Origin of the sequence: Couchioplanes caeruleus, from assembly GCF_023499255.1 — a bacterium.
In the GTDB taxonomy this organism is placed as follows: Bacteria; Actinomycetota; Actinomycetes; order Mycobacteriales; family Micromonosporaceae; genus Actinoplanes; species Actinoplanes caeruleus_A.
This window is the reverse complement of record NZ_CP092183.1, coordinates 2138644-2160193: the sequence shown is the minus strand read 5'-3', so window position 1 is coordinate 2160193 and position 21550 is coordinate 2138644. Positions and strand designations below refer to the sequence as shown.

General features: G+C 72.3%; 19 protein-coding genes. 12 read left to right on the top strand and 7 right to left on the bottom strand.

Features of this window, described 5'->3' with window-relative positions:
* Positions 1–5 precede the first annotated feature (5 nt).
* From ligD to COUCH_RS10190, 3 genes are read right to left on the bottom strand one after another with little or no spacing between them, the layout of a single operon-like run.
* Positions 6–962, bottom strand: coding sequence for a non-homologous end-joining DNA ligase (gene ligD / locus COUCH_RS10200; protein ID WP_249611823.1), 957 nt, complete (start codon positions 960–962; stop codon positions 6–8).
* Between the two features lie 4 nt (positions 963–966).
* Positions 967–1320 (bottom strand): hypothetical protein, encoded by a 354-nt coding sequence (locus tag COUCH_RS10195; protein WP_249611822.1) that lies wholly within the window; start codon positions 1318–1320, stop codon positions 967–969.
* A gap of 42 nt (positions 1321–1362) precedes the next feature.
* Positions 1363–2406: a LacI family DNA-binding transcriptional regulator gene (locus tag COUCH_RS10190; RefSeq protein ID WP_249611821.1), complete on the bottom strand. Its 1044-nt coding sequence runs from the start codon at positions 2404–2406 to the stop codon at positions 1363–1365.
* An 87-nt stretch (positions 2407–2493) separates the two neighbouring features.
* Here COUCH_RS10190 and COUCH_RS10185 point away from each other — a divergent pair, with 87 nt between their 5' ends.
* Entirely contained in the window at positions 2494–3459 is a 966-nt protein-coding gene (locus COUCH_RS10185; RefSeq protein WP_249611820.1) for an arginase family protein, read from the top strand.
* Here the strand turns inward: COUCH_RS10185 and COUCH_RS10180 are convergent.
* Positions 3456–3959 (bottom strand): hypothetical protein, encoded by a 504-nt coding sequence (locus COUCH_RS10180; protein WP_249611819.1) that lies wholly within the window; start codon positions 3957–3959, stop codon positions 3456–3458. The two genes, COUCH_RS10185 and COUCH_RS10180, sit on opposite strands and share 4 nt — an antisense overlap.
* Before the next feature lie 145 nt (positions 3960–4104).
* On the opposite strand from COUCH_RS10180, the gene COUCH_RS10175 reads away from it, so the two are divergent.
* From COUCH_RS10175 to COUCH_RS10150, 6 genes are all read left to right on the top strand, one after another.
* The gene (locus COUCH_RS10175) at positions 4105–5208 is read left to right on the top strand and encodes a sensor histidine kinase (RefSeq protein ID WP_249611818.1); all 1104 of its coding nucleotides are present in this window, start codon (positions 4105–4107) and stop codon (positions 5206–5208) included.
* The gene (locus COUCH_RS10170) at positions 5205–5852 is read left to right on the top strand and encodes a response regulator transcription factor (RefSeq protein WP_249611817.1); all 648 of its coding nucleotides are present in this window, start codon (positions 5205–5207) and stop codon (positions 5850–5852) included. The genes COUCH_RS10175 and COUCH_RS10170 overlap by 4 nt, the downstream gene beginning before the upstream one ends.
* 354 nt (positions 5853–6206) lie before the next feature.
* On the top strand, positions 6207–10433 hold the full coding sequence (locus tag COUCH_RS10165) for a GH92 family glycosyl hydrolase (RefSeq protein WP_430640969.1): 4227 nt from the start codon (positions 6207–6209) through the stop codon (positions 10431–10433).
* Between the two features lie 63 nt (positions 10434–10496).
* Complete coding sequence (locus tag COUCH_RS10160; RefSeq protein ID WP_249611815.1) at positions 10497–10919, top strand: PPOX class F420-dependent oxidoreductase; 423 nt, start codon at positions 10497–10499, stop codon at positions 10917–10919.
* 87 nt (positions 10920–11006) lie between these two features.
* On the top strand, positions 11007–11585 hold the full coding sequence (locus COUCH_RS10155) for a GtrA family protein (protein ID WP_249611814.1): 579 nt from the start codon (positions 11007–11009) through the stop codon (positions 11583–11585).
* A 555-nt stretch (positions 11586–12140) separates the two neighbouring features.
* Entirely contained in the window at positions 12141–12533 is a 393-nt protein-coding gene (locus COUCH_RS10150; protein ID WP_249611813.1) for a VOC family protein, read from the top strand.
* Between the two features lie 158 nt (positions 12534–12691).
* Here COUCH_RS10150 and COUCH_RS10145 read toward each other — a convergent pair whose 3' ends face one another.
* The 3 genes from COUCH_RS10145 to COUCH_RS10135 form a co-directional block, all read right to left on the bottom strand.
* Positions 12692–13051: a DUF488 domain-containing protein gene (locus COUCH_RS10145; protein ID WP_249611812.1), complete on the bottom strand. Its 360-nt coding sequence runs from the start codon at positions 13049–13051 to the stop codon at positions 12692–12694.
* Positions 13048–13428 carry a hypothetical protein gene (locus tag COUCH_RS10140; RefSeq protein WP_249611811.1) on the bottom strand — a complete coding sequence of 127 codons (381 nt, stop codon included), beginning with the start codon at positions 13426–13428 and terminating at the stop codon, positions 13048–13050. Before COUCH_RS10140 ends, COUCH_RS10145 begins: the two co-directional genes overlap by 4 nt.
* Before the next feature lie 214 nt (positions 13429–13642).
* Positions 13643–15940 carry a beta-galactosidase gene (locus COUCH_RS10135; protein ID WP_249611810.1) on the bottom strand — a complete coding sequence of 766 codons (2298 nt, stop codon included), beginning with the start codon at positions 15938–15940 and terminating at the stop codon, positions 13643–13645.
* Between the two features lie 159 nt (positions 15941–16099).
* On the opposite strand from COUCH_RS10135, the gene COUCH_RS10130 reads away from it, so the two are divergent.
* From COUCH_RS10130 to COUCH_RS10110, 5 genes are all read left to right on the top strand, one after another.
* Positions 16100–17404: an extracellular solute-binding protein gene (locus COUCH_RS10130; protein WP_249611809.1), complete on the top strand. Its 1305-nt coding sequence runs from the start codon at positions 16100–16102 to the stop codon at positions 17402–17404.
* A complete protein-coding gene (locus COUCH_RS10125; RefSeq protein WP_249611808.1) occupies positions 17401–18375 on the top strand; it encodes a carbohydrate ABC transporter permease in 975 nt (324 codons plus the stop codon). Before COUCH_RS10130 ends, COUCH_RS10125 begins: the two co-directional genes overlap by 4 nt.
* A gap of 2 nt (positions 18376–18377) precedes the next feature.
* Complete coding sequence (locus COUCH_RS10120) at positions 18378–19247, top strand: carbohydrate ABC transporter permease (RefSeq protein ID WP_249611807.1); 870 nt, start codon at positions 18378–18380, stop codon at positions 19245–19247.
* A 31-nt stretch (positions 19248–19278) separates the two neighbouring features.
* Positions 19279–20313, top strand: a complete 1035-nt coding sequence (locus tag COUCH_RS10115) for a LacI family DNA-binding transcriptional regulator (protein WP_249611806.1) — start codon at positions 19279–19281, stop codon at positions 20311–20313.
* A gap of 74 nt (positions 20314–20387) precedes the next feature.
* Positions 20388–21494 carry a glycoside hydrolase family 53 protein gene (locus COUCH_RS10110; protein ID WP_249611805.1) on the top strand — a complete coding sequence of 369 codons (1107 nt, stop codon included), beginning with the start codon at positions 20388–20390 and terminating at the stop codon, positions 21492–21494.
* Positions 21495–21550: the final 56 nt, after the last annotated feature.

The window sequence follows — 21550 nt, the reverse complement described above, 5'->3', positions numbered from 1 at the left end:
CTCGCTCAGCCCTCGGCGCGCCGGGCCCGGGCCCGCCGCTTGCCCTCGTGCATCGCCGCCACCCGGGCCACGGGGATGGTGTGGCCCTCCGCCACCAGCCCGGCGTCGAGCTTCTGCGGTGCGGGCATGCCGGCCGCCCACGGGTCCCGGCCGGCCAGCAGGGCGGGCGCGGTGTGCACGGTGAAGTCCGCCGGTGTCACGTCGTCGAGGTCGTCCCAGGACAGCGGGAACGACACCGGCACGCCGGGCCGCACCCGGGGGCTGTACGCCGCGACCACGCTGGCACCGCCGGAGCGGGTCGCGTCGAGGAACACCTTGCCGTGCCGGTCCTCGCGGATGAACGCCGTCGTGGCCAGCTCCGGGTCGAGCCGTTCGGCGCGGGCGGCCACCGCCCGGGTCGCCGCCGCCACGTCCTCGGTCGCGGCGCCGTCGAGCGGGACGAAGACGTGCAGCCCCTTGGAGCCGCTGGTCTTGACCGCGCCGTCCAGGCCCGCGTCGGCGAGCGCCCGCCGGACCAGCCGGGCGGCGGCCACCGCCAGTCCGAAGGCGCCGCCCTCCGGCGGGTCGAGGTCCATGATGAGGTGGGTCGGGTGGTGCACGTCGGCGACCGTCATCAGCGTCGGGTGGTATTCGACCGCGCGCTGGTTGGCGAACCACAGCAGGGTGCGACGGTCGTTGCAGAGGGCGTACAGGACCTCGCGGTGCGACGCCTCGGCCCACACCTTCGTGCGGGGCACCCAGTCGGGCGTGTACTTCGGCAGGTTCTTCTGCATGAACTTGTCCTGACCGCGCAGCACCCGTACCACGGAGAGCGGGCGGTCGCGCAGGACCGGGACGATGCTGTCGCGAACGGCGTCGAGGTAGTCGACGAGATCGCGCTTGGTCGCCCCGGCGCCGGGGAAGAGCTCCTGGTCCAGGTTGGTCAGGGGTACGCCGTCGCGTTCTTCCTTCTCCGCCGCCATGGGCTCATCCTGCCCGCACGATGCTGACCGCGGGAAGCATCATCACCAGGGTCAGCACCACGTACACCCCACCGGTGAAGTACAGCCGGCTGCGGGTGGCGATCACCGCCGCGGTGAACGGCAGCACCACGGCGAGCAGGGCGGCGAGGGCGAGCGTGCCGGCCTCCCGCTGCGTGCCGAGCAGACCCCAGCCGAGCAGGAACGGCACCACGACGAGCCAGACGAGCGTGACGAGGAGGACGTGCAGCGCCGCTTCCGTCCGGCGTGCGGCCGCCAGCCGGTCCTCGCGGATGTCCTCCGCCGTCCGGTACGCCACCGGCCGGGGCGCCAGCGGCGACCCCTCGATCTCCAGCGTCACGCCAAGGACTTTAGGGCAGCTCGGGCCGGGGCGCGCGCCATGTCACGAGGCGGGCGCCCGCTCCCCGCTCCCCCGGGCGATCACGGAGGTGGAGATGGTGACCGTACGGGCCGGCCCGGAGAAGCCGCTGATCCGCTGATGCGCCAGCCGGGCCGCCTCGCGCCCCATGGCGACCGAGTCGTGCGCGACCACCGTCGCCCCGATGACGTCGGCGAGGTCGAAGTCGTCGAAGCCGATCAGTGCGGGCGGTTGCGGGTGCCCGCGCAGCGCCCGCAGCGCCCCGGTGGTCAGCCGGTTGTTCGTGGTGAACAGGGCCGTGGGCGCCGGTTCCAGCTCCAGCAGCTCCCGGACGGTCCGCTCGGCGCGGTGCACGTCGTGCACGTCCGTGCGCAGGTACGGCCGCCAGCCGTCGTTGCCCGCGGCCTCCATCGCCTGGACGAACCCGTCGATGCGGCCGCGCTGGGGTGCCATCCGGGCCAGGTCGGCGACAAGGGCGATGCGCCGGTGACCGGCCGCGATCAGGTGCTCCCCCGCCGCCCGGGCGCCGCCGACGTTGTCGATGAGCACCGCGTCCGCCTCGAGGCCGTCCGGCGGGCGGTCGAGGAACACGAACGGCACGCCGCGGTTGCCCTCGATGGCGAGGTATTCGTGGCCCTCGCCGCTGGGCACGACGAGCAGCGCGCGGACCCGTCGCTCGAGGAACGCGTCCACCAGCGCCCGTTCGAGCTCGGCGTCCTCGTCGTTGTTGGCGGTGACGAGCTGCAGCCCGTGCTGGCGCAGCTCGCGCTCGATGCCGCTGGCGACGGCCGAGTAGAACGGGTTGGTCAGGTCGCCGCTGATCAGGCCGACGAGCGCCGAGGTCGCGCCCCGGCGCAGCTCGCGTGCGATCCCGTTGAGCCGGTATCCGAGCAGGTCCGCGGCCTCGCGCACGCGGCGGCCGGTGGCCTCGGCGACGTTCGGTTCGTCGTTGAGCGCCCGCGACGCCGTCTTCAGGCTGACGCCGGCCAGCGCGGCCACCTGCGTCAGCGTGGGGCGGCGCAGGGCCGCCACGTCGACGGCTCCGTCGGCGGACCGGGATGCGGTCATAACGCTCCGAATCTCACAGGCGGCGGATTCTTCCAGCGGTGCGAGGACGAATTCGTCCAAGCGATGGAGGACGAAAGTATGACATCGATGTCGGCCACGCCCTACGGCGCCGTGCCCGAAACCATCGGCTTCGGCGGGATTCGAGCGATCTCCGCAGCCCGCCCGGCGGACCGGCGTCGTGGCAGCATGGGCGGCATGGTTCTTCGCTGGAGCGTGATCGGTGCCCCGTCCAGCGCGGGGGCGCACACGCCGGGCGTCGAGCGCGCCCCGGCCGCACTGCGCGCCGCCGGCCTGCTCACCGCCTTGGACGGCCGGGGCGTCGCCGTGCAGGACCTCGGTGACGTCACGGGGTACCGCTGGCGCCCGGACCTGAGCCGGCCCAACGCCCAGAACGCGACCGCTGTGGCCAGGGTCGCCACGGACGTGGCCCGGGCAGCCGCGACGGCGCCCGGCATGCCGCTGGTCCTCGGCGGCGACTGCACCGTCACGCTCGGCCTGGTCGCAGCCACCCCCGGCGCCGCACTGATCTACATCGACGGCGGGCCGGACCTCTACACACCGGAGACGCGCCCGCACGGCAACCTCGACGCGATGGGCCTGTCCCACCTGCTCGGCCTGCCCGGGTGCGACCCCACGGTCGCGTCGGTCGCGTCGATCACCCCGGAGCGCGTGGTCACGTACGGCTTCGACCTGCCGGCCGGCGACCCGGAGCGGGACCTGGTGGAGCGGCTGCGGCTGGGGTACGTGCCGGCCGGCGAGGTCCACACCGGGCCGGCCAAGGCGGCAGCCCGCGCCAGGTTCGCCGCGGAGGCCGCCGCGACGCACTTCGTCGTCCACTTCGACGTGGACGTGCTCGCGTTCGCCCAGGCGCCGTTCGCCGACGTGCCGGAGCCGCAGGGCCTGACGCTGCAGGAGATGGTCGAGACGCTGTCGGTGCTGGTCGCCAGCCCGCAGTTCGCCGGGATGACGGTCACCGAGGTCAACCCCGACCACGTGCCCGAGGAGGTCGGGCTGGCCCCGCTCGTCGACGCGCTCGTGGCGGCGCTGACCTAGAGAAGGTCTTTCCAGAACGCCACGGTGGGCCGGGCACCCTGCACCGGGCCGGCCTCGCCACCGCCGAACTCGCGCCGGAGGTAGTCGTCGAGGTCGGCGCCGTACGCGACGACGTCGGTCTGCATGACGGACAGCACGGGATGACCGGACGTGCCCCGGCCCGCGGGCAGATAGCGGTGCGAGTACACGGGGATCAGGCGGGGCACGGTCATCAGGAAGCGGCGTGCCACGGTCACCGCGCCGGTGGCCTCCGGCGGTTGCGGGCCCCAGGCGCCGTACCAGAATCCGTTCTCCGCCACGTCGAAGAGCACGCCCTCGACCGGCATCGCGAGGCGGTCGCGCAGCTCGGCCCGGTCACCGTCGCGCCAGTCCGGCCAGCCTCGGCCCACGGGCAGCGCGGCGGCGAGGAACGCGCGGTGGTCGTCGGCGAACGAGAAGCCGAACTCCCGCTCCACCGCGTCGAACTCGGCGTCGGAGAGCCCGGGTCGCGATGCGATCACCCGCCCACCCTAGAGGTACATCGATCGGAGTAGGGCGTACCCGGATGGCGTCCGTCGCGGAGACCGCGGCCGGACGACGCGGCCCGCCCGCGTACGGCCATAGCGTCGGCGGCATCAATGAGACCCTCATCGGGAGGTGAGACGCATGCGCACTTCTCTGCTGTGGACGGCCGCCGGCCTCACGTTCGTCGGCGTACCGGCCGGCCTGGCGCTGACCGGCGGCACCGTGGACCCCGTGCTGACCTGGTCGCTGGCCCTCTACCTGGCGGTTCTGACCCTGCTGCTGCGCCGGTGGCCCGCGACGGTCCTGATCGTGTCGCTGGGCACGGTGGTGGCGTGGCGTTCGGCCGACCTGATCGGCGCCGGCTGGGTGTGGCCGGCCACCGCGGCGTTCGCGGCGAACGTGCTCGCCGGGCGGATCCGTACGGCGATCGTCGCCGGCGCCCTCACCGTCTGGTACGGCTTCGTCTGGGACTACGTCGTGCAGCTGGGCACCTTCGACGCCACGATCGGCCGGGTCGGCGCCGAGGCGCTGTGGCTGGCCGCGGCGCTCGCGCTGACGCAGGCGTACCGGAGCACCCGGCGCTGGCAGGACGAGGTCGCCGCGCGGCTTCGGCAGACGCTGGAGCAGCGGGAGCTCGAGGCCCGGCGGCGCCGGGCCGAGGAGCGCGTCGACATCGCGCGCGACCTGCACGACGTGGTCTCGCACACCCTGGCCGTGGTGGGGGTGCATCTCAACGTGGCCCTGGACGCGTTCGAGGAGGACCCGACGGAGGCGCGCGACGCGGTACGGCTGGCCCAGGACGTCCGTGGCCGCGCGATGAGCGACCTCCGGGCGCTCGTGGACGTGCTGCGCTTCGAGGGCGGCGAGCCGGCGCACGGCCTGGAGGGCCTCGACGACCTCGCCGAGCGGGTACGGTCTGCCGGAGTGCCGGTACGCCTCGTCGAGCGCGGCGAGCGGACGGCCGTGCCCGCCCCCGTGGCGACGGCGGTGTACCGCGTCGTGCAGGAGTCACTGACGAACACCGTGCGGCACGCCCGGGCGGCCTCCGCCACCGTGACGCTGGACTACGGGGCGGACACGGTCGTCGCGGACATCACGGACGACGGCGGCGGCGGGCCGGTGACGGAGGGGCGCGGGATCATGGGGATGCGCGAGCGGGTCGCGGCGCTGGGCGGCGCGCTGACGGCGGGACCCGGAGCGGCGGGCGGCTTCACCGTCCACGCGACCATCCCGCTGGCGCCGTGACGATCTCCGTCCTGCTCGCCGACGACCAGCACCTCGTCCGGGCCGGGTTCCGCAGCCTGCTCAAGCGCGACCGGGGCATCGAGGTCGTCGGCGAGGCGTCGACCGGCGACGAGGCGGTCCGCACGGCCCGCGCCGTACGCCCGGACGTCGTCCTGATGGACATCCGCATGCCCGGCCTCGACGGCATCGAGGCGACCCGGCGCATCCTGGCCGAGGCCCCGGAGTGCCGGATCGTCATCCTCACCACGTTCGAGACCGACGAGTACGTGTTCGCCGCGCTGGCGGCCGGCGCGAGCGGCTTCCTCACCAAGGAGGTGGACCCGGAAGGGCTGCGGCACGCCGTCCGGGTCGTGGCGGCCGGGGAGGCGCTGCTCTCGCCGAGCGTCACGCGCCGGGTCGTCACGCAGTTCGCGCACCGGCCCGCGGCCGCGCCGGGCGGGCGGCGCCTCGAGGTGCTGACGGCGCGCGAGCGGGAGGTGGTGGCGCTGGTGGCCGCCGGGCTGTCCAACGAGGACATCGCCCGCCGGCTGGTGATCAGCCCGCTCACGGCGAAGACCCACATCACCCGGGCGATCTCCAAGCTCGGCGTCCGGGACCGGGTCCAGCTGGTCATCGTCGCGTACGAGGAAGGGCTGGCCGGGTAGCCTTCCGTGCGCCGTGAGCCGCGACGGGATCGTCGCCTCGCGGCGCTGGCCGGGCCCCTCGGCGCGCGGCGATAACCGCACACGATCCAACATCGATCATCGCGTTCGTGATCGCGTCCAGGGTCCGGCCGTTCGACCATATGCCTAGCTGACGGACCCGGGCAAGGGGTTCAGGGCGTCAAGCTGACATCGATGTCAATCATGGGCGATCGTGTGCGGTCCAACCCTTGCGTATCGATGTAGGGACACGTGACGATGTGTCGCGGATGTTTCCGTCAGCCCTTCCCCTCAGCCTTGCAAGGAGACGGCATGCACCGGCCACGATGGGGCGCAGCCCTGTTATCCGTCAGTCTCGTGGCCGCGGCCGCAGCGGTCGCCGGCGGCGGCGCCGCGCACGCGGCGGCGGCGACCTCGTTCGCGTCGTCCTTCGAGACCGACGACCCGCAGCCCACCTGGACCGACACCGTGGACGGCGACCGCAGCAGCGGCGTCGACGGCTCGGTCGCCGTCGGCATGCCGGGCAGCCTGCGCGATCACGTCACCGCGATCGCCGCGAACGCCCAGCCCAACCCCAACGAGGGCGTGAACAACCTCAACGACGGCGACGCGGCGACCAAGTGGCTGGTCGACACGCCGACCAGCTGGGCGCAGTACACGCTGGACGCCCCGGCCACCGTCGTGAAGTACGCGCTGACCTCCGCCAACGACGCGCCGGAGCGGGACCCGCGGGACTGGACCCTGGAGGGCTCGGCGAACGGCACCACCTGGACGACCGTGGACACGCGGACCGGCCAGACGTTCGACGAGCGCTTCCAGACGAAGACGTACACGGTGGCGAACCCGGGCTCGTTCCCGATCTACCGCCTGAGCATCACCGGCCACCCGTCGGGCAACCTCACCCAGCTCGCCGACCTCGAGCTCGCCGACGACAACACCGGGGCGCCGCCGGCCGGCCCGATGCAGAGCCGGCCCGGCAACGGGCCCGCGAGCTCCCCGACCGCCAAGGCCGGCGTGGGCTACACCGGGGTCAAGGCGTTCCAGATCGCCGGGCGGCACACCGCCGAGGGGCGCGGCTACTCGTACAACAAGGTCTTCGACGTGGACGTGGCGGTCACCGCCGACACCGAGCTGTCGTACCTGGTGCTACCCGAGTTCAACCGCGAGGACCTGAGCAACCCGGCCACGTACACGGCCGTCGACCTGGCGTTCACCGACGGGACGTACCTGTCGGACCTGAAGGCCGTCGACCAGCACGGCGTGGTCGTCAGCCCGGCCGCGCAGGGCGCGTCCAAGACGCTCTACACCGCCCAGTGGAACAAGCGCACCAGCCGGATCGGCAAGGTCGCCGAGGGCAAGACCATCGACAAGATCCTGATCGGGTACGACAAGCCGGACGGTCCCACGAGCTTCCGGGCGTGGTACGACGACATCGCCGTCCGCGAGGTCCCGCCCGCGCAGCCCCGCGCCCACCTCTCGGAGTACGCCGAGACCCGCCGCGGCACGCAGTCCTCGGGCGACTTCTCCCGCGGCAACAACTACCCGGCCACCGCGGTGCCGCACGGCTTCAACTTCTGGACGCCGATGACCAACGCCGGCTCCGTCAACTGGCTGTACGAGTACCACCGCCAGAACAACGCCGCGAACCGGCCGACCCTGCAGGCGTTCGCCGCCAGCCACGAGCCCAGCCCGTGGATGGGTGACCGCCAGACGTTCCAGGTCATGCCGTCGGCCGCCACCGGTACGCCGGACGCCAACCGCACCAACCGGGCGCTCGCCTTCGGCCACGAGAACGAGGTCGCGAAGCCGTACTACTACGGCGTCACCTTCGACAACGGGCTCAAGACGGAGTTCGCGCCGACCGACCACGCGGCCCTGTTCCAGTTCACGTTCACCGGGGACAGCTCGAACCTCATCTTCGACAACGTGGACAACCGCTCGGGCCTGACGATCGACGCCGCGAACCGCGCGGTCTCCGGCTGGTCCGACGTGAACAGCGGCAGCCTCTCCGCCGGCTACACCCGCATGTTCATGTACGCGACGGTCGACGCCCCGATCACCGCGAGCGGCATGCTGCCCACCGGCAACCGCCCGTCGACCGGCTACGTCACGTTCGACACCGCGCAGGACAAGACGGTGACGATGCGCATCGCCACCTCGCTGATCAGCGTCGAGCAGGCCAAGCACAACCTCGACCTGGAGGTCGCGGCGGACGCCACCGTCGCGCAGATCCGCGACCGGGCGCAGGCCGCCTGGGACGCCAAGCTGAAGACCGTCGAGGTCGAGGGCGCGACCGAGGACCAGCTCGTCACGCTCTACTCGAACATGTACCGGCTGTTCCTCTACCCGAACTCCGGCTACGAGAACACCGGCACCGCTGCGGCGCCGGTCTGGAAGCACACCGTGCAGTCGGCGGTCACCAGCCCGGCCAGCTCACCCACGGAGACGGGCGCGCCGGTCAAGGACGGCAAGGTGTACGTCAACAACGGCTTCTGGGACACGTACCGCACCACGTGGCCGGCGTACTCGCTGCTGACCCCGGAGTCCGCCGGCGAGATGGTCGACGGCTTCGTCCAGCAGTACCGCGACGGCGGCTGGATCTCCCGGTGGTCCTCCCCCGGCTACGCCAACCTGATGGTCGGCACCAGCTCCGACGTCGCGTTCGCCGACGCGTACCTCAAGGGTGTGCCCGGCATCGACGCCGAGGCCGCCTACCAGGCGGCGATCAAGAACGCGACCGTGACGCCGCCGAACCAGAACGTGGGCCGCAAGGGCCTGGCGACGTCGATCTTCAAGGGCTACACGCCGCTCGACGTCACCGGCGAGGCCATGTCCTGGGCCATGGACGGCTACATCAACGACTTCGGCATCGCCAACATGGCCGCGGCGCTGGCGAAGAAGGGCGGCCCCAAGGCCGGCGAGTACGCCGAACAGGCCGAGTACTTCCGCAACCGGGCCCAGAACTACGTCAACATGTTCGACCCGAACGTGAACTTCTTCCAGGGCAAGGACAGCAGCGGCACCTGGCGCAACTCGCCGTCGAGCTACGACCCGCGGGTCTGGGGCTACGACTACACCGAGACCGACGGCTGGAACATGGCGTTCCACGTACCGCAGGACGGCCAGGGCCTCGCCAACCTGTACGGCGGCAAGAACAAGCTCGCGGACAAGCTCGACAAGTTCTTCTCGACGCCCGAGACGGCCACCTTCCCCGGCTCGTACGGCGGCACGATCCACGAGATGCTCGAGGCGCGCGACGTCCGCATGGGCCAGTGGGGCTTCAGCAACCAGCCGTCGCACCACATCCCCTACATGTACGACTACGCCGGCGAGCCCGCCAAGGCACAGAAGATCGTCCGCGAGGCGCTGTCCCGGCTCTACCTGGGCAGCGAGATCGGCCAGGGCTACCCGGGCGACGAGGACAACGGCGAGATGAGCGCCTGGTACATCTTCAGCGCGCTGGGCTTCTACCCGCTGCAGATGGGCAGCCCGGCGTACGCGATCGGGTCGCCGCTCTTCACCAAGGCCACGATCAACCTGCCCGGCGGCAAGAAGATCGTGGTCAACGCCCCGGACAACAGCGCCAAGAACGTGTACGTGCAGTCGCTGAAGGTGAACGGGAAGGCGTACACGTCGACCTCCCTGCCGCACTCCCTGCTCGCGAACGGCGCGGTTCTGGACTTCGCCATGGGCCCGGAACCGTCCACCTGGGGTACGGGCGACGACGCGGCGCCGCCGTCGATCACCGAAGGTGACGCGGTGCCGAGCCCGCTGCGCGACCTCACCGGCCCCGGCAAGGGCACGGCGTCGGAGCCGGCCCTGGTGGACGACACGTCGAACACCCGTGCGGTCTTCGCCTCCGCGACGCCGTCGTGGCAGTGGGACTTCACCGGCGGCGGTCAGCAGGCCGACTACTACACCCTGACCTCGGGTGCGGTGGCCGGCGACCCCAAGGCGTGGAAGCTCTCCGGCTCGTACGACGGCACCACCTGGACGACCATCGACGAGCGCAGCGACCAGACCTTCGACTGGCGCCTGCAGACCCGGCCGTTCAAGATCGCCAAGCCGGGCCGGTACACGTCGTACAAGCTCGACGTCACCGCCAACACCGGCGAGACCAGCACCACGCTGGCCGAGGTCGAGCTGCTGGGCAGGCCGGCGCCGGCCTGCACCACGACGATCGCCGACAAGGTGGTCGGCGCGGTGTCGGTCAAGTCGGGCGTCACCTGCATCACGGAGGGCGCCACGGTGACCGGCCTGGTGACGGTCTCCAAGGGCGCGTCGCTCTACGTCTCCGGGGCAACCCTGCGAGCGGCGGTCACGGCGACCGGCGCCGGCACGGTGTCGCTGCTGCACGCCACGGTCAACGGCCCGGTCACGGTGACCGGCTCGGGTCCGGTGCTGCTGGAGGCGTCGACCATCAAGGGGGCGGTCACGCTGCTGAACAACCGTACCGCCACGGTCGTCGCGGCCGACACGGTCAACGGCCCGCTGACCTGCACCGGCAACCAGCCGGCGCCGGTCAACAACGGCCTCGCCACCACGGGTACGGGCGCCCGCCTGGCCCAGTGCGCACGAATCTGACGATCTGATCACCGAGCGCCGCGGACCCCCACGAGGGGCCCGCGGCGCTCTACTGTTCTCACCATGTCCGAGAACCTCTGGGCCGTCATCGCCGCGGCCAACCTGTGCACGCTGGCCACCATCAAACGCGACGGCCGCCCCCAGCTCTCCGACATCAACTACACCGCCGACCCGGCCACCCGCGTGCTGCGCGCCTCGACCCGGTCCAGCCTCGCCAAAGTCCACAACCTCCGCCGCGACCCCCGCGCCACGCTCCGCGTGGAAGCCCCGGGCGGCGGCTACGCCGTGGCCGAGGCGACGGCCACCCTCTCCCCGCCCTCCGCCGACGAGCACGACGCCACGGTGGAGGAGCTCATCGAGGTCTACCGGCTGGTCGGCGGCAAGGAGCACCCGGACTGGGCCGAATACCGGCGCGCGATGGTGGCCGACGGCCGGCTGGTGCTGAGCTTGCGGGTGGAGCGGCTGTACGGGTGGGTGATGGGCTGAGCCTCTGCCGATCCCGCCGGGGTGAGCGGCGGAGATCACGCTTCGGCGGGCAGCGGGGCGGGTGCGGCCACCGCTAAAGTCCCGCGGATGACAGACGGAACCGCCGCCGCGGGGCGCTACGGCCGGATCGTCGGACGCCTGCTCGCCGTGCTGCCCGGCCCGGCCCGCCGCTACCTGGTACGCCACCGCGAGGTGCTCAAGTTCCTGGTGGTGGGCGGCACGTGCTTCGTCATCACGGTCGTGGTGAACTACGCGCTCAAGCTGACCGTGCTGCACGAGAAGCCCATCGCGGCGCTCACCATCGCCACGATGGTCGCAACCGGCGTCTCGTACGTCCTCAACCGCGAATGGTCCTTCAAGACCCGGGGCGGCCGCCAACGCCACCACGAGGCGATCCTGTTCTTCGGCATCAGCGCGGTCGGCATCGTGGTCAACGACATCCCGATGTGGATCGCCCGCTACGCCCTCGACCTGCGCGTACCGGACGTGAGCCGGCTGTCGCAGGAGGTCAGCGACTTCGTGGCCGGCATCATCCTGGGCACGCTGCTCGCCATGGCCTTCCGCCTGTGGGCCTTCCGCCGCTGGGTCTTCCCCCACGCGGACGCCCGGCCCGGCCGCACCCTCGTACCCTTCCCAGCAGACCCCGACGAGAGCCGCGCGGCGTAACACCGGCCGCCCCCTCCCGGCCGCGACGGCCAGGCCGCACCAAGCCCGACCGGCCCCGCGGAACAAGACGACACAACCACATCGGCCGCGACAGCCAGGCCGCACAAAGCCCGACCGGGCCCGCGGAACGAGACGGCACAACCACATCGGCCGAGCCACGCCGGGCGAGACAGCCAAGCCGCACCAAGCCCGGCCGGGCCATGGGTAACGAGACGGGCACGGCGCACGTCAGGTAGCGCGACGCGTCGGCCGGCCCGCGCGCGGAGGGGACACCACAACCCGCGCCGGACTCAGCAGCGCGCCCGGCCAACGGCGCGGCGGCCTGGTCTCCTGGTGTGGCGTGCCGCGGCGGGCTCTTTGCGGGCGGACTCTGCGCGGGCAGCGGGCTGTGCGCGGGCAGCGGGCTGTGCGCGGGCAGCGAGCTCTGCGCGGGCAGCGAGCTCTGCGCGGGCAGCGAGCTCTGCGCGGGCGGCGGCGACGGCGGTCAGCGGGCTCTGCGCGGGCAGCGGGGCCAGCGGTCAGCGGGGCGACGGGGGCGGCATTACGCTCGGCGGCATGGCGCGGATCAAGGACATTGTCGTGGATTGTGCTCGGCCCGCTCCGCTGGCCCGGTTCTGGGTGGCGGTGCTCGAGGATTATGCGATCGCGCCGTACACGGCGGAGGATCTGGAGCGGTTGCGGGCCCAGGGGGTCGAGGATCCCGAGGATGATCCGACCGTTCTCGTGCTGCCCGGGGCCGGTGGCGGTCCTCGGTTGTGGTTCACGAAGGTGCCCGAGGCGAAGACCGTGAAGAATCGGGTCCACCTCGACGTGGCCGCCGACGATCCCGCCGCGGAGCTCGAGCGGCTGACCGGGCTGGGCGCCCGGTTCCTGTGGGAGACCGACACGCTGACCGTGCTCGCCGACCCGGAGGACAACGAGTTCTGCCTGCTCAAGCGGGCGGCGTGAGCTTCAGGCACGCAGTGAGCACAACGGCGCTCAAGCGGGCGGCGTGAGCCCCGAGCACGAAGCGAGCAAGGCGGCGCTCAGACGGACGGCACACAGCGAGCACAGCCGCGCTCAAACGGACGGCGTGAGCCCCGAGCACGAAGCGAGCACAGCCGCGCTCAGACGGACGGCGTGAGCCCCAGGTAAGCGGCGAGCACGGCGGCGTGGCTGCGGTCGTGCGGCGTCTTGGCTGCGTACACCAATGTGACGACCGGGTGGGCCGCGAGGATGTCGCGGAGCTGGTCCACCGCGGGGTTGGTCGTCAGTTCGTCGCGGTAGCGGGCGGCGAATTCGTCGAAGCTTCCCTCGTCCGCGTGGAACCACCGGCGCAGTTCGGTGCTGGGGGCGACGTCCTTCAGCCACTGGTCGAGGTGGGCGCGGTCCTTGGAGATGCCGCGCGGCCAGAGGCGGTCCACCAGGACGCGGTAACCGTCCTCTGTGGACGGCTCCTCGTGCGCTCGTTTGATGGTGACGGTCATCCGTGGGCCTGCAGGTGGCTCTGGACGAGCTCGCCGAGCATGCCGCGGAGGCGGACCAGGCGGGCGGCGATCTCGTCGAACGTGGCGGGGTCGCGGCGGGCGTTCTGCTTCCAGAGGGCCCGCAGCGCCGCCTGGCTGAGGGCGAGCTGGGTGCCGGCCGCCTCGACGTAGCGGATCAGCTCCTCACGATGCGCCGGCGCGGCGAACTCGACCGCGCCGCGGGCCGCGCGCAGCGGCTCGCCGGGCACCGCGAAGACCGGGTCGGGGTTGCCGCCGGACCGGTCCGCGCCCACCCAGGCGAGCAGATGCTCCAGGTCGGTCGCGGCCACCGTCATGCGGCCGATCGCCGCGAGCGTCTCCTCGGCAAGCATCTCCACCCACCGACCCTACCGCTACCCGGCCCCGCCACCGCCCCGCACGGAACGACCCGGCGCAGCCACCGCCCGGCACCGAGCGACCCGGCCTCGCCACCGCCCGGCACCGAACGACCCGGCCCCGCCACCGCCCCGCACCGAGCGGCCCGGCTCGGCCCGGCCACCGCATCGCACGACTCGGCCGGCCGAGCGTCGCGATGAGGTGCAAGGCGAGCGGTCATGAGCGCTTCCGCTCCCGCCACGTCCGCAGTCCGACCACGCGTACGCGGTCGAGGGCGACCAGCTGCCCGTCCGCGGCGAGGAGCCGGTCGCGGGCGTCAGGCGGCAGGTGGACCGTCGAACCGCCCGCGAGCGGGAGGATGTGGACCGTGACCTCGGCGCCGGGCCGGTACCCGGCGTCGCGCAGGTCGACGGTCCAGGCAGAGCCGTCCCAGAACCGGTCGGTGGCCGTACGCCCGTCGATCCGCAGCTCCGCCACGTCACCACCCCACGCGATGTCGAGCAGCACGTCGAGCCCGTCCTCGCCGGCCCAGCCGGGCAGGGTCAGCCGGTGCACTGCGGCCAGCGAGGAGAACGTCTCGGGGGCGGGCGCGGAGGGGCGGCCGTCGTGCTTGCCGTACGAGACGGGCACGGCGGTGTCGGCGGCCCGGAGCAGCTCGATCCCCGCGTCACCGGACGCGGCCGGCGCGGGCCCCGCAGGGTCCATCGGGAGGTCGGCGAACGCGCGGGCGGCCGGGTCGTACGCCTGCACCGAAGGCACGTCGCCGCGGGCCGTGACCCGCCCGTCCGGTCCCCACGAGAGCTCGTCGGCGCAGAGCAGGAGGCGCCGGCCGCCGTCCTCGCAGACCCACGCCGTCCGGGCGGCCGCCGGGTCGAGCAGCAGCACGTCGAGCGCGCCGTCGCCGGCGGTCAGGCGTACCGGGGTGCGGGCGGGGGTGAGGGTCAGCACCTCGCCACCGTCCAGCGCGAGTTCCGCGTCGATGCCGGGCTCGGCGGTCAGCACGAGGGTCGGCACGGCACCCGGCAGCAGGGTCAGCGCCGAGGCGGTGGCCCAGTTCAGCCGTACGCCACCCGCGGTGAACCGCAGCGGCCACCGGGCCAGGGTTCCGGGCGGGATGTCGACCGGCCGGGACGGCAGCAGGAGCGAGGAACCGTCGAGCTCCACGCGGAACCGGGCCCCGCGGTACGTGGCCAGCGGCACGTGCGGCTGGTGCCAGGCGAGGAACAGGAAGCCGCTGTCGCCGTCGGAGCGCAGCGCCCACCGCAGGGTCTCGGCATCCTCTACTCCGGACGGTCGCGACGAGGGCAGCGTCGACGGCATCTCGGCCAGCGTGGCGCCGAACGCGGCGAGGAAGGCGTGCTGGCGGCGCAGCTCGGCGTGGCTGGGCTGCAGGGTGCCGGCCTCGCCGATGGGGGCGTGGAAGTCGTACCCGAGGCGGGGCAGGTCGTTGGGGTAGCCGGTGGCGTGCGACTCCTGCATGCCGTGGTCGCCGGGCGGGTTGGTGCCGCCGGCGTACATGTAGTAGCCCTGCCAGGCGGAGCCGTTGCCGATCTTGCAGTGCGCGGCGGCGGCGATGTCGAGCGCCGCGGGCCGGGGCCGCCGGTGGTACGCCGTGCCCATGCCGCCGCCGAGCTCGCAGGTCGCGGGCGGGAACAGCGTGGACGGGCTGCGCGGCGGCACGGCGGTGTGTCCCGCATGCTGGTAGCGGCGGACGTCGGCGCCGATGCCCGGGTCGTCCCAGGTGTGCGAGAAGAAGAAGTGGTCGCGGAACGTCGGGTCCCAGGGCGCGTCGGCGTCGACCCAGAAGCCGTCGCCGTAGCCGCCGTACAGGGGCAGGACCTCCTCGGCGGGCAGGTCGGCGCTGCCCCACGCGGTCGCCACCCACAGCGGCGCGGTCATCCCGGCCTCGCGGGCCAGCCGCTTGAGCGTGACGAGGTGCCCGGGCTGCTCGTACAGCTCGTTCTCCAGCTGGAGGGCCAGGACCGGCCCGTCCGCGCGGCAGCGGCCGCCGAGCGCGATGGCGAGCTGGCCGTACCAGTCGCGGACCATGTCGAGGTACGCCGGGTCGTCCGTGCGGTGCCGCACCGGCGCCTGCTGGACCCAGTCGGGGGAGCCGCCGTTGCGGGTCTCGCCGTGGCACCACGGCCCGATCCGCAGCATCACGTCGAGGCCGGCCTCCTGTGCCAGGTCGACGAACGCGGCCACGTCGAGGTTGCCGTCGAAACGGGGCTCGTCGCGGTGCTCGACGTGGTGCAGCCAGAAGACGTACGAGCTGACCACCGTCACGCCCCCGGCGCGCATCTGCCGCAGCCGGTGCGCCCAGCGCGCCCGTGGCACCCGGCTGTAGTGCAGCTCGCCGGAGACCGGGATGAGCGGCACCCCGTCGCGGGTGAGGTGACGGCTGGTCAGCTCCAGGCCGGGCCGTACGTCCTCCGCGTTGCTCATCCGGGGCCGGCGCAGCGGCGCGGCCCAGGGCCGGTGGCGCACGGCGAGGGGTGGGTGATCGGTCGGCAACGCGACCCCCTTTGCGCAGATGTCTGTAACCGGTCACAGGCGAATTGTTCGCACCCTACACGGTGTTAACAGCGTAGAAGCAAGGTCTTGACACGCGCGTAAACGAGTATCACTGTAACCGGTCACAGGGACGGCACGCCTGCCGATCGAGGAGGATCCATGAGGAAAGCCATCGGCGGCGCGCTCGCCGCAGCCCTTCTGCTCCTGGCCGCCGGCTGCAGCGGCAGCGACGACGACAGCGGCGGGACCACCGGCGGCGGCAAGGTCGAGCTCACCTACTGGAGCTGGGCGCCGAACATGGACAAGGTGGTCGAGGGCTGGAACGCCGGCCACCCCGACATCCACGTCACCGTCAACAAGCAGGACGGCGGCGACCCGGCGGTCACCAAGCTGCTCACCGCGATCAAGGCCGGCAGCGGCGCCCCCGACGTCATGCAGGCCGAGTACCAGAAGATCCCGACGCTGGTCTCGGCCGACGCGATCGCCGACGTCGCCGGCGAGGCCGGCACGCTCAAGGCGAAGTTCCCCGATTCCGCCTGGAACGCGGTCACCCTGGGCTCCGAGTCCGTGTACGGGATCCCGCAGGACTCCGGCCCGATGATGTTCTACTACCGCGCCGACGTGTTCGGAAAGCTCCAGATCTCCCCGCCGGCCACCTGGGACCAGTACGCCGACGCCGCCCGCAAGATCCACTCGGCGAACCGCAAGCAGTACCTCGGCACGTTCTCCGCCAACGACCCGGGCTGGTTCGCGGGCCTCGCCCAGCAGGCCGGCGCCTCCTGGTGGGGCGTGCAGGGCGACTCGTGGACCGTGAACATCAACGACGCCGCGACGCAGAAGGTCGCCGGCTACTGGGGTGGCCTCGTGCAGGAGGGCGTCATCGCGAACACCCCGATGTACACGCCGGACTGGAACGCAGCGCTCAACGACGGCACCCAGGTCGGCTGGCTCAGCGCGGTCTGGGCCCCCGGCGTGCTGGAGGGCAACGCCGCCTCCACCAAGGGCAGGTGGAAGGTCGCCGCGCTCCCCCAGTGGGACCCGGCCAAGCCGGCCGGCGGCAACTGGGGCGGCTCGGCCACCAGCGTCACCACCCAGAGCAAGCACAAGAAGCAGGCCGTCGAGTTCATCACGTGGCTCAACACCGACCCCGCCGCGCTCAAGGCGCTGGCCGGCACGGCGAACATCTACCCCGCCGCCACCGACGCGACCAGCACCGCGCTGACCTCGCCGCCCGCGTTCTTCGCCGATCAGAAGGACTTCTACGCGATCGCCGCCGAGGCCGGGAAGGTCAGCAACCCGTTCACGTACGGGCCGAACGTCAACGTCGCGTACAGCGCGTACAACGACGCGTTCGGCAAGGCCGCGGAGGCGAAGCAGAGCGCCGCTTTCACCGGCGCGCTGGCCACCATGCAGAGCACCACGGTCAGCGACATGAAGACCGCCGGGTTCAAGGTCGCCGGGTGACCACGCTGCCCGCGGTGACCCCCGCCGCCGAGAGGTCCGCCGTCACCACTGCGGCGGACCGCCCGGGCCGCGGCCGCCGGCGCTCCGGGACCCCGTACGCCTTCCTCGCCCCGGCCCTGATGCTCTTCACCGCGTTCCTCGGGGCGCCGGTGGTCTATGCCGGCTACCTCAGCGTGCGCCGGGTGAAGATCTCCGGGCTGGGGCTCGGCCGAAGCTCGCGGGTCGAGCAGTGGGCCGGGCTGAGCAACTACACCCGCGTGCTCACCGACTCCGAGTTCCTGCCCAGCGTCGGCCGCATCGCGCTCTACGGGCTGATCGTGGTCCCGCTGATGCTCGGCGGGGCGCTGCTCATGGCGCTGCTGATCGACGGGGGCCGCAGCCGGGCGGGCGGGTTCGCCCGCACCGCGATCTTCCTGCCGTACGCGGTCCCCGCGGTGATCGCCTCGCTGCTGTGGGGCTTCCTCTACCTGCCCCGGATCAGTCCGATCGCCGACGTGCTGAACAGCGCCGGGCTCAGCGCACCCAACGTGTTCTCCTCGTCGTGGGTGCTCTACGCCGTCGCCAACATCGCCATCTGGGGTGGCATGGGCTTCAACATGATCGTGCTCTACACGGCGCTGCGGACGATCCCCGGGGAGTTGTCCGAGGCGGCCCGCATCGACGGCGCCTCCGACGTGCAGATCGCGCTGCGCATCAAGATCCCGGTCATCCTGCCGTCGCTGATCATGACGTTCGTCTTCTCGCTCATCGCCACCCTGCAGGTCTTCGCCGAGCCGATGACCCTGCGGCCGCTGGCGAACACCATCTCCGCGACGTGGACGCCGCTGATGATGGTCTACCGCGACGCCTTCATCCGTAACGACATCCACGCCGCGGCGGCCACCTCGGTGGTCATCGCCGTCGCGACGTTCGCGCTGTCCTTCGGCTTCCTCAAGCTCGTCGGCTCGCGCGCCTTCCGGCAGGAGGACTGACCATGGCCGTCGCCACCGCCGTGGCCGTACCCGTCGAGCGGCGGAACCGCCGCAGCCCGGCCGCCACCGCGCTGTTGCTGCTGGGCGCGGCGTACTGCCTGCTGCCGGTGCTGTGGGTGGTGATCGCCTCCACCAAGAGCGCCGGGGAGCTGTTCTCGACCTTCACCCTGTCGCCCAGCACGCACTTCTTCGACAACGTCGCTTCGCTCAGCGACTACCGCGGCGGCCTCTACTGGCGCTGGATGGCCAACACGGCCCTGTACGCCGGCGTCGGCGCGCTGGCCTCGGCCTTCGTCTCCGCGATGGCCGGCTTCGCCCTCGCCAAGTACGCCTTCCCCGGCAAGTCCGTGGTCTTCAACCTGATCCTCGCCGGCGTGCTGGTGCCCGGCGTCATCCTCGCCGTCCCGCAGTACCTGCTGCTGGCGAAGGCCGGCATGACGAACACGTACTGGGCCGTGCTGCTACCCAGCATGATCAGCCCGTACGGGATCTATCTCTGCCGGATCTTCGCCGCCGCGGCCGTGCCCGGCGAGGTGCTCGAGGCCGCGCGGATGGACGGCGCGGGCGACTGGCACGCGTTCGCCCGGGTGGCCCTGCCGATGATGCGCCCGGGGCTGGTCACCGTGTTCCTGTTCCAGTTCGTGGCGATCTGGAACAACTTCATGCTGCCGTACATCATGCTCGGCGACGACCGGCTGTTCCCGGTCACCGTGGGCCTGAGCGGGCTGCTCAACCAGGGCGCGACCCAGCCGGCCATGTACACCTCGGTCGTCACCGGTGCGTTGCTCTCCGTGCTGCCGCTGGTGGCGCTCTTCCTCAGCCTGCAGCGCTACTGGCAGGTCGACCTGGCCGCGGGCGCGGTCAAGGCGTGAGGCCGGCATGGACGCGACTATGATCCCTAGCGTGCCGACCTCGCCCGGTACGGGGCGCAAGCGGCCCACCATCCGCGACGTGGCGCGCGAGGCCGGGGTCTCTTACGCCACCGTCTCCCGCGTCCTCAACGGCCGGGAGTGGGTCAGCCCCGAGTCCGTCCGGGCGGTCCGCGACGCCATCACGCGCACCGGCTACACCGCGAACCCGCACGCCCGCTCGCTGGCGACCGGCCGGTCCGGGTCGATCGCGTTCCTGCTCACCGAGCCGCAGCACCTGCTCTTCGAGGACCCGAACTTCGCGGTCCTGCTGCGCGGCGTGGCGCAGGCCCTGTCGGCGCGCGAGCTCACGCTGATCCTGATGATCGCCGCGACGCCGGAGGAACGTGGCCGGGCGGTCACCTACCTCAGCGGCGGTCACGTCGACGGGGTGCTGCTGGTCTCGCCGCACTCGGGGGACCCGCTGCTGAGCCAGCTCGTGCGCGCCGAGGTCCCGATCGTGGCGTGCGGCAAGGTGCTCGGCCACGAGACGACGATCAGCTCGGTGGCGGCCGACGAGTGGGCCGGCGCGCGCTCGGCGGTCGAGCACCTGCTCGCCGCCGGCTGCCGGCGGATCGCCCACCTCGCCGGCCCGCAGGACACCTCGGGCGGCGTCGAGCGTCTCCGCGGGTACGCCGACGCGCTCACCGCGCACGGCCTGCCGGTCGACGAGGCGGCGATCGTGCACGGCGACTGGAGCCACGAGAGCGGCGCCGCGGGGATGCGCGAGCTGCTGCGCCGGGTCCCCGACCTCGACGCGGTCTTCGCCGCCTCGGACGCCATGGCCGCCGGCACGCTGCCGGTGCTGCGCGAGGCGGGCCGGGACGTGCCGGGCGACGTGCGCCTCGTCGGCTTCGACGACTCGGGTCTGGCGGCCACGCTGCACCCGCCGCTCAGCTCGGTCCGCAACCCGCTCGACCGCATCAGCGAGGAGATGGTCCGGCTGCTCGGCGAGCTCGTCGCCGGGCGTACGCCGCTGTCGATCACGGTGCCCACGTCGCTGGTGCTCCGCGAGTCCTCACCCGCCTGAAGACCCTGTACCGGCTCCACCACCCTCTCCCCACGGCACCACCCTTTCTCGCTCCCTACCGGAAAGGAACCGCCATGCAGAGGTACCTCCGGGCCGTCGTCGCCGTCCTCGCGACGGCCGCCCTCGGCCTCACCGTCCCCGCCCCGGCCACCGCGGCCACCACCCTGTCCATGCTCGGCGCCGACGTCTCGTCGCTGCAGCGCAGCCTCGACCGGGGCGCGAAGTACTACGACGCGGCCGGCACCGCCCGCGACCCCATCGACATCCTGAGGTCGGCCGGGCTGAACTACGCCCGGCTGCGGGTCTGGAACAACCCGGCCAGCGGCTACAACAACAAGGCGAAGGTGCTGCAGCAGGCCAGGGCGCTGAAGGCCAAGGGACTCAAGCTGCTCGTCGACTTCCACTACTCCGACACGTGGGCCGACCCGGGCAAGCAGTTCAAGCCGGGCGCATGGTCGTCGCACACGCTCGCCCAGCTGCAACGGGACGTCTACAGCTACACGTACGACGTGTGCACCGGCCTGAAGGCGCAGGGCACCACGCCCGACAGCGTGCAGATCGGCAACGAGATCAACGTGGGCATGCTGTGGCCCGAGGGGCGGGTCACGAACAACGACTTCGCGCCGCTGGCGAGCCTGCTCAAGCAGGGGTACGCCGCGACCAAGGCGTGCAACGCCGGCACCCAGGTGATGATCCACACCGCGGACGCGGACAGCACGGCGAACGCGCACTGGTTCTACGACGGCATCCGCGCCCAGGGCGTGCAGTGGGACGTCACGGCCCTGTCGTACTACTGCATGTGGCACGGCACGCTGGCGAACCTGTACAACGTGATCACCGACGTGCGCGCCCGCTACGGCAAGCCGGTGGTGATCGCGGAGACGGCGTACCAGTTCACCACCGCGGACGCCGACAGCGAGAAGAACTCCATCCCCGGCACCGTGCTGTGCGACAACATCCCGGCCACCTGGCAGGGCCAGGCCCAGGAGTTCGCCTGGGTGCAGAACACCGCCCGCAACGCCGGCGCCATCGGCGTCTTCTACTGGGAACCCACCTGGTACGCGGTGAAGGGCAACGGCTGGGACCCGGCGAACATCAACGGCACGGGCGACGGCTGGGACAACATGGCGACCTTCGACTGGACCGGGCACGTGAACCCGTACCTGCGCTGGACCCCGTGACGGATCCCGGGGCGGCCACGACGGCCGCCCCGGGTCCATAATGGCGGGATGGGTGA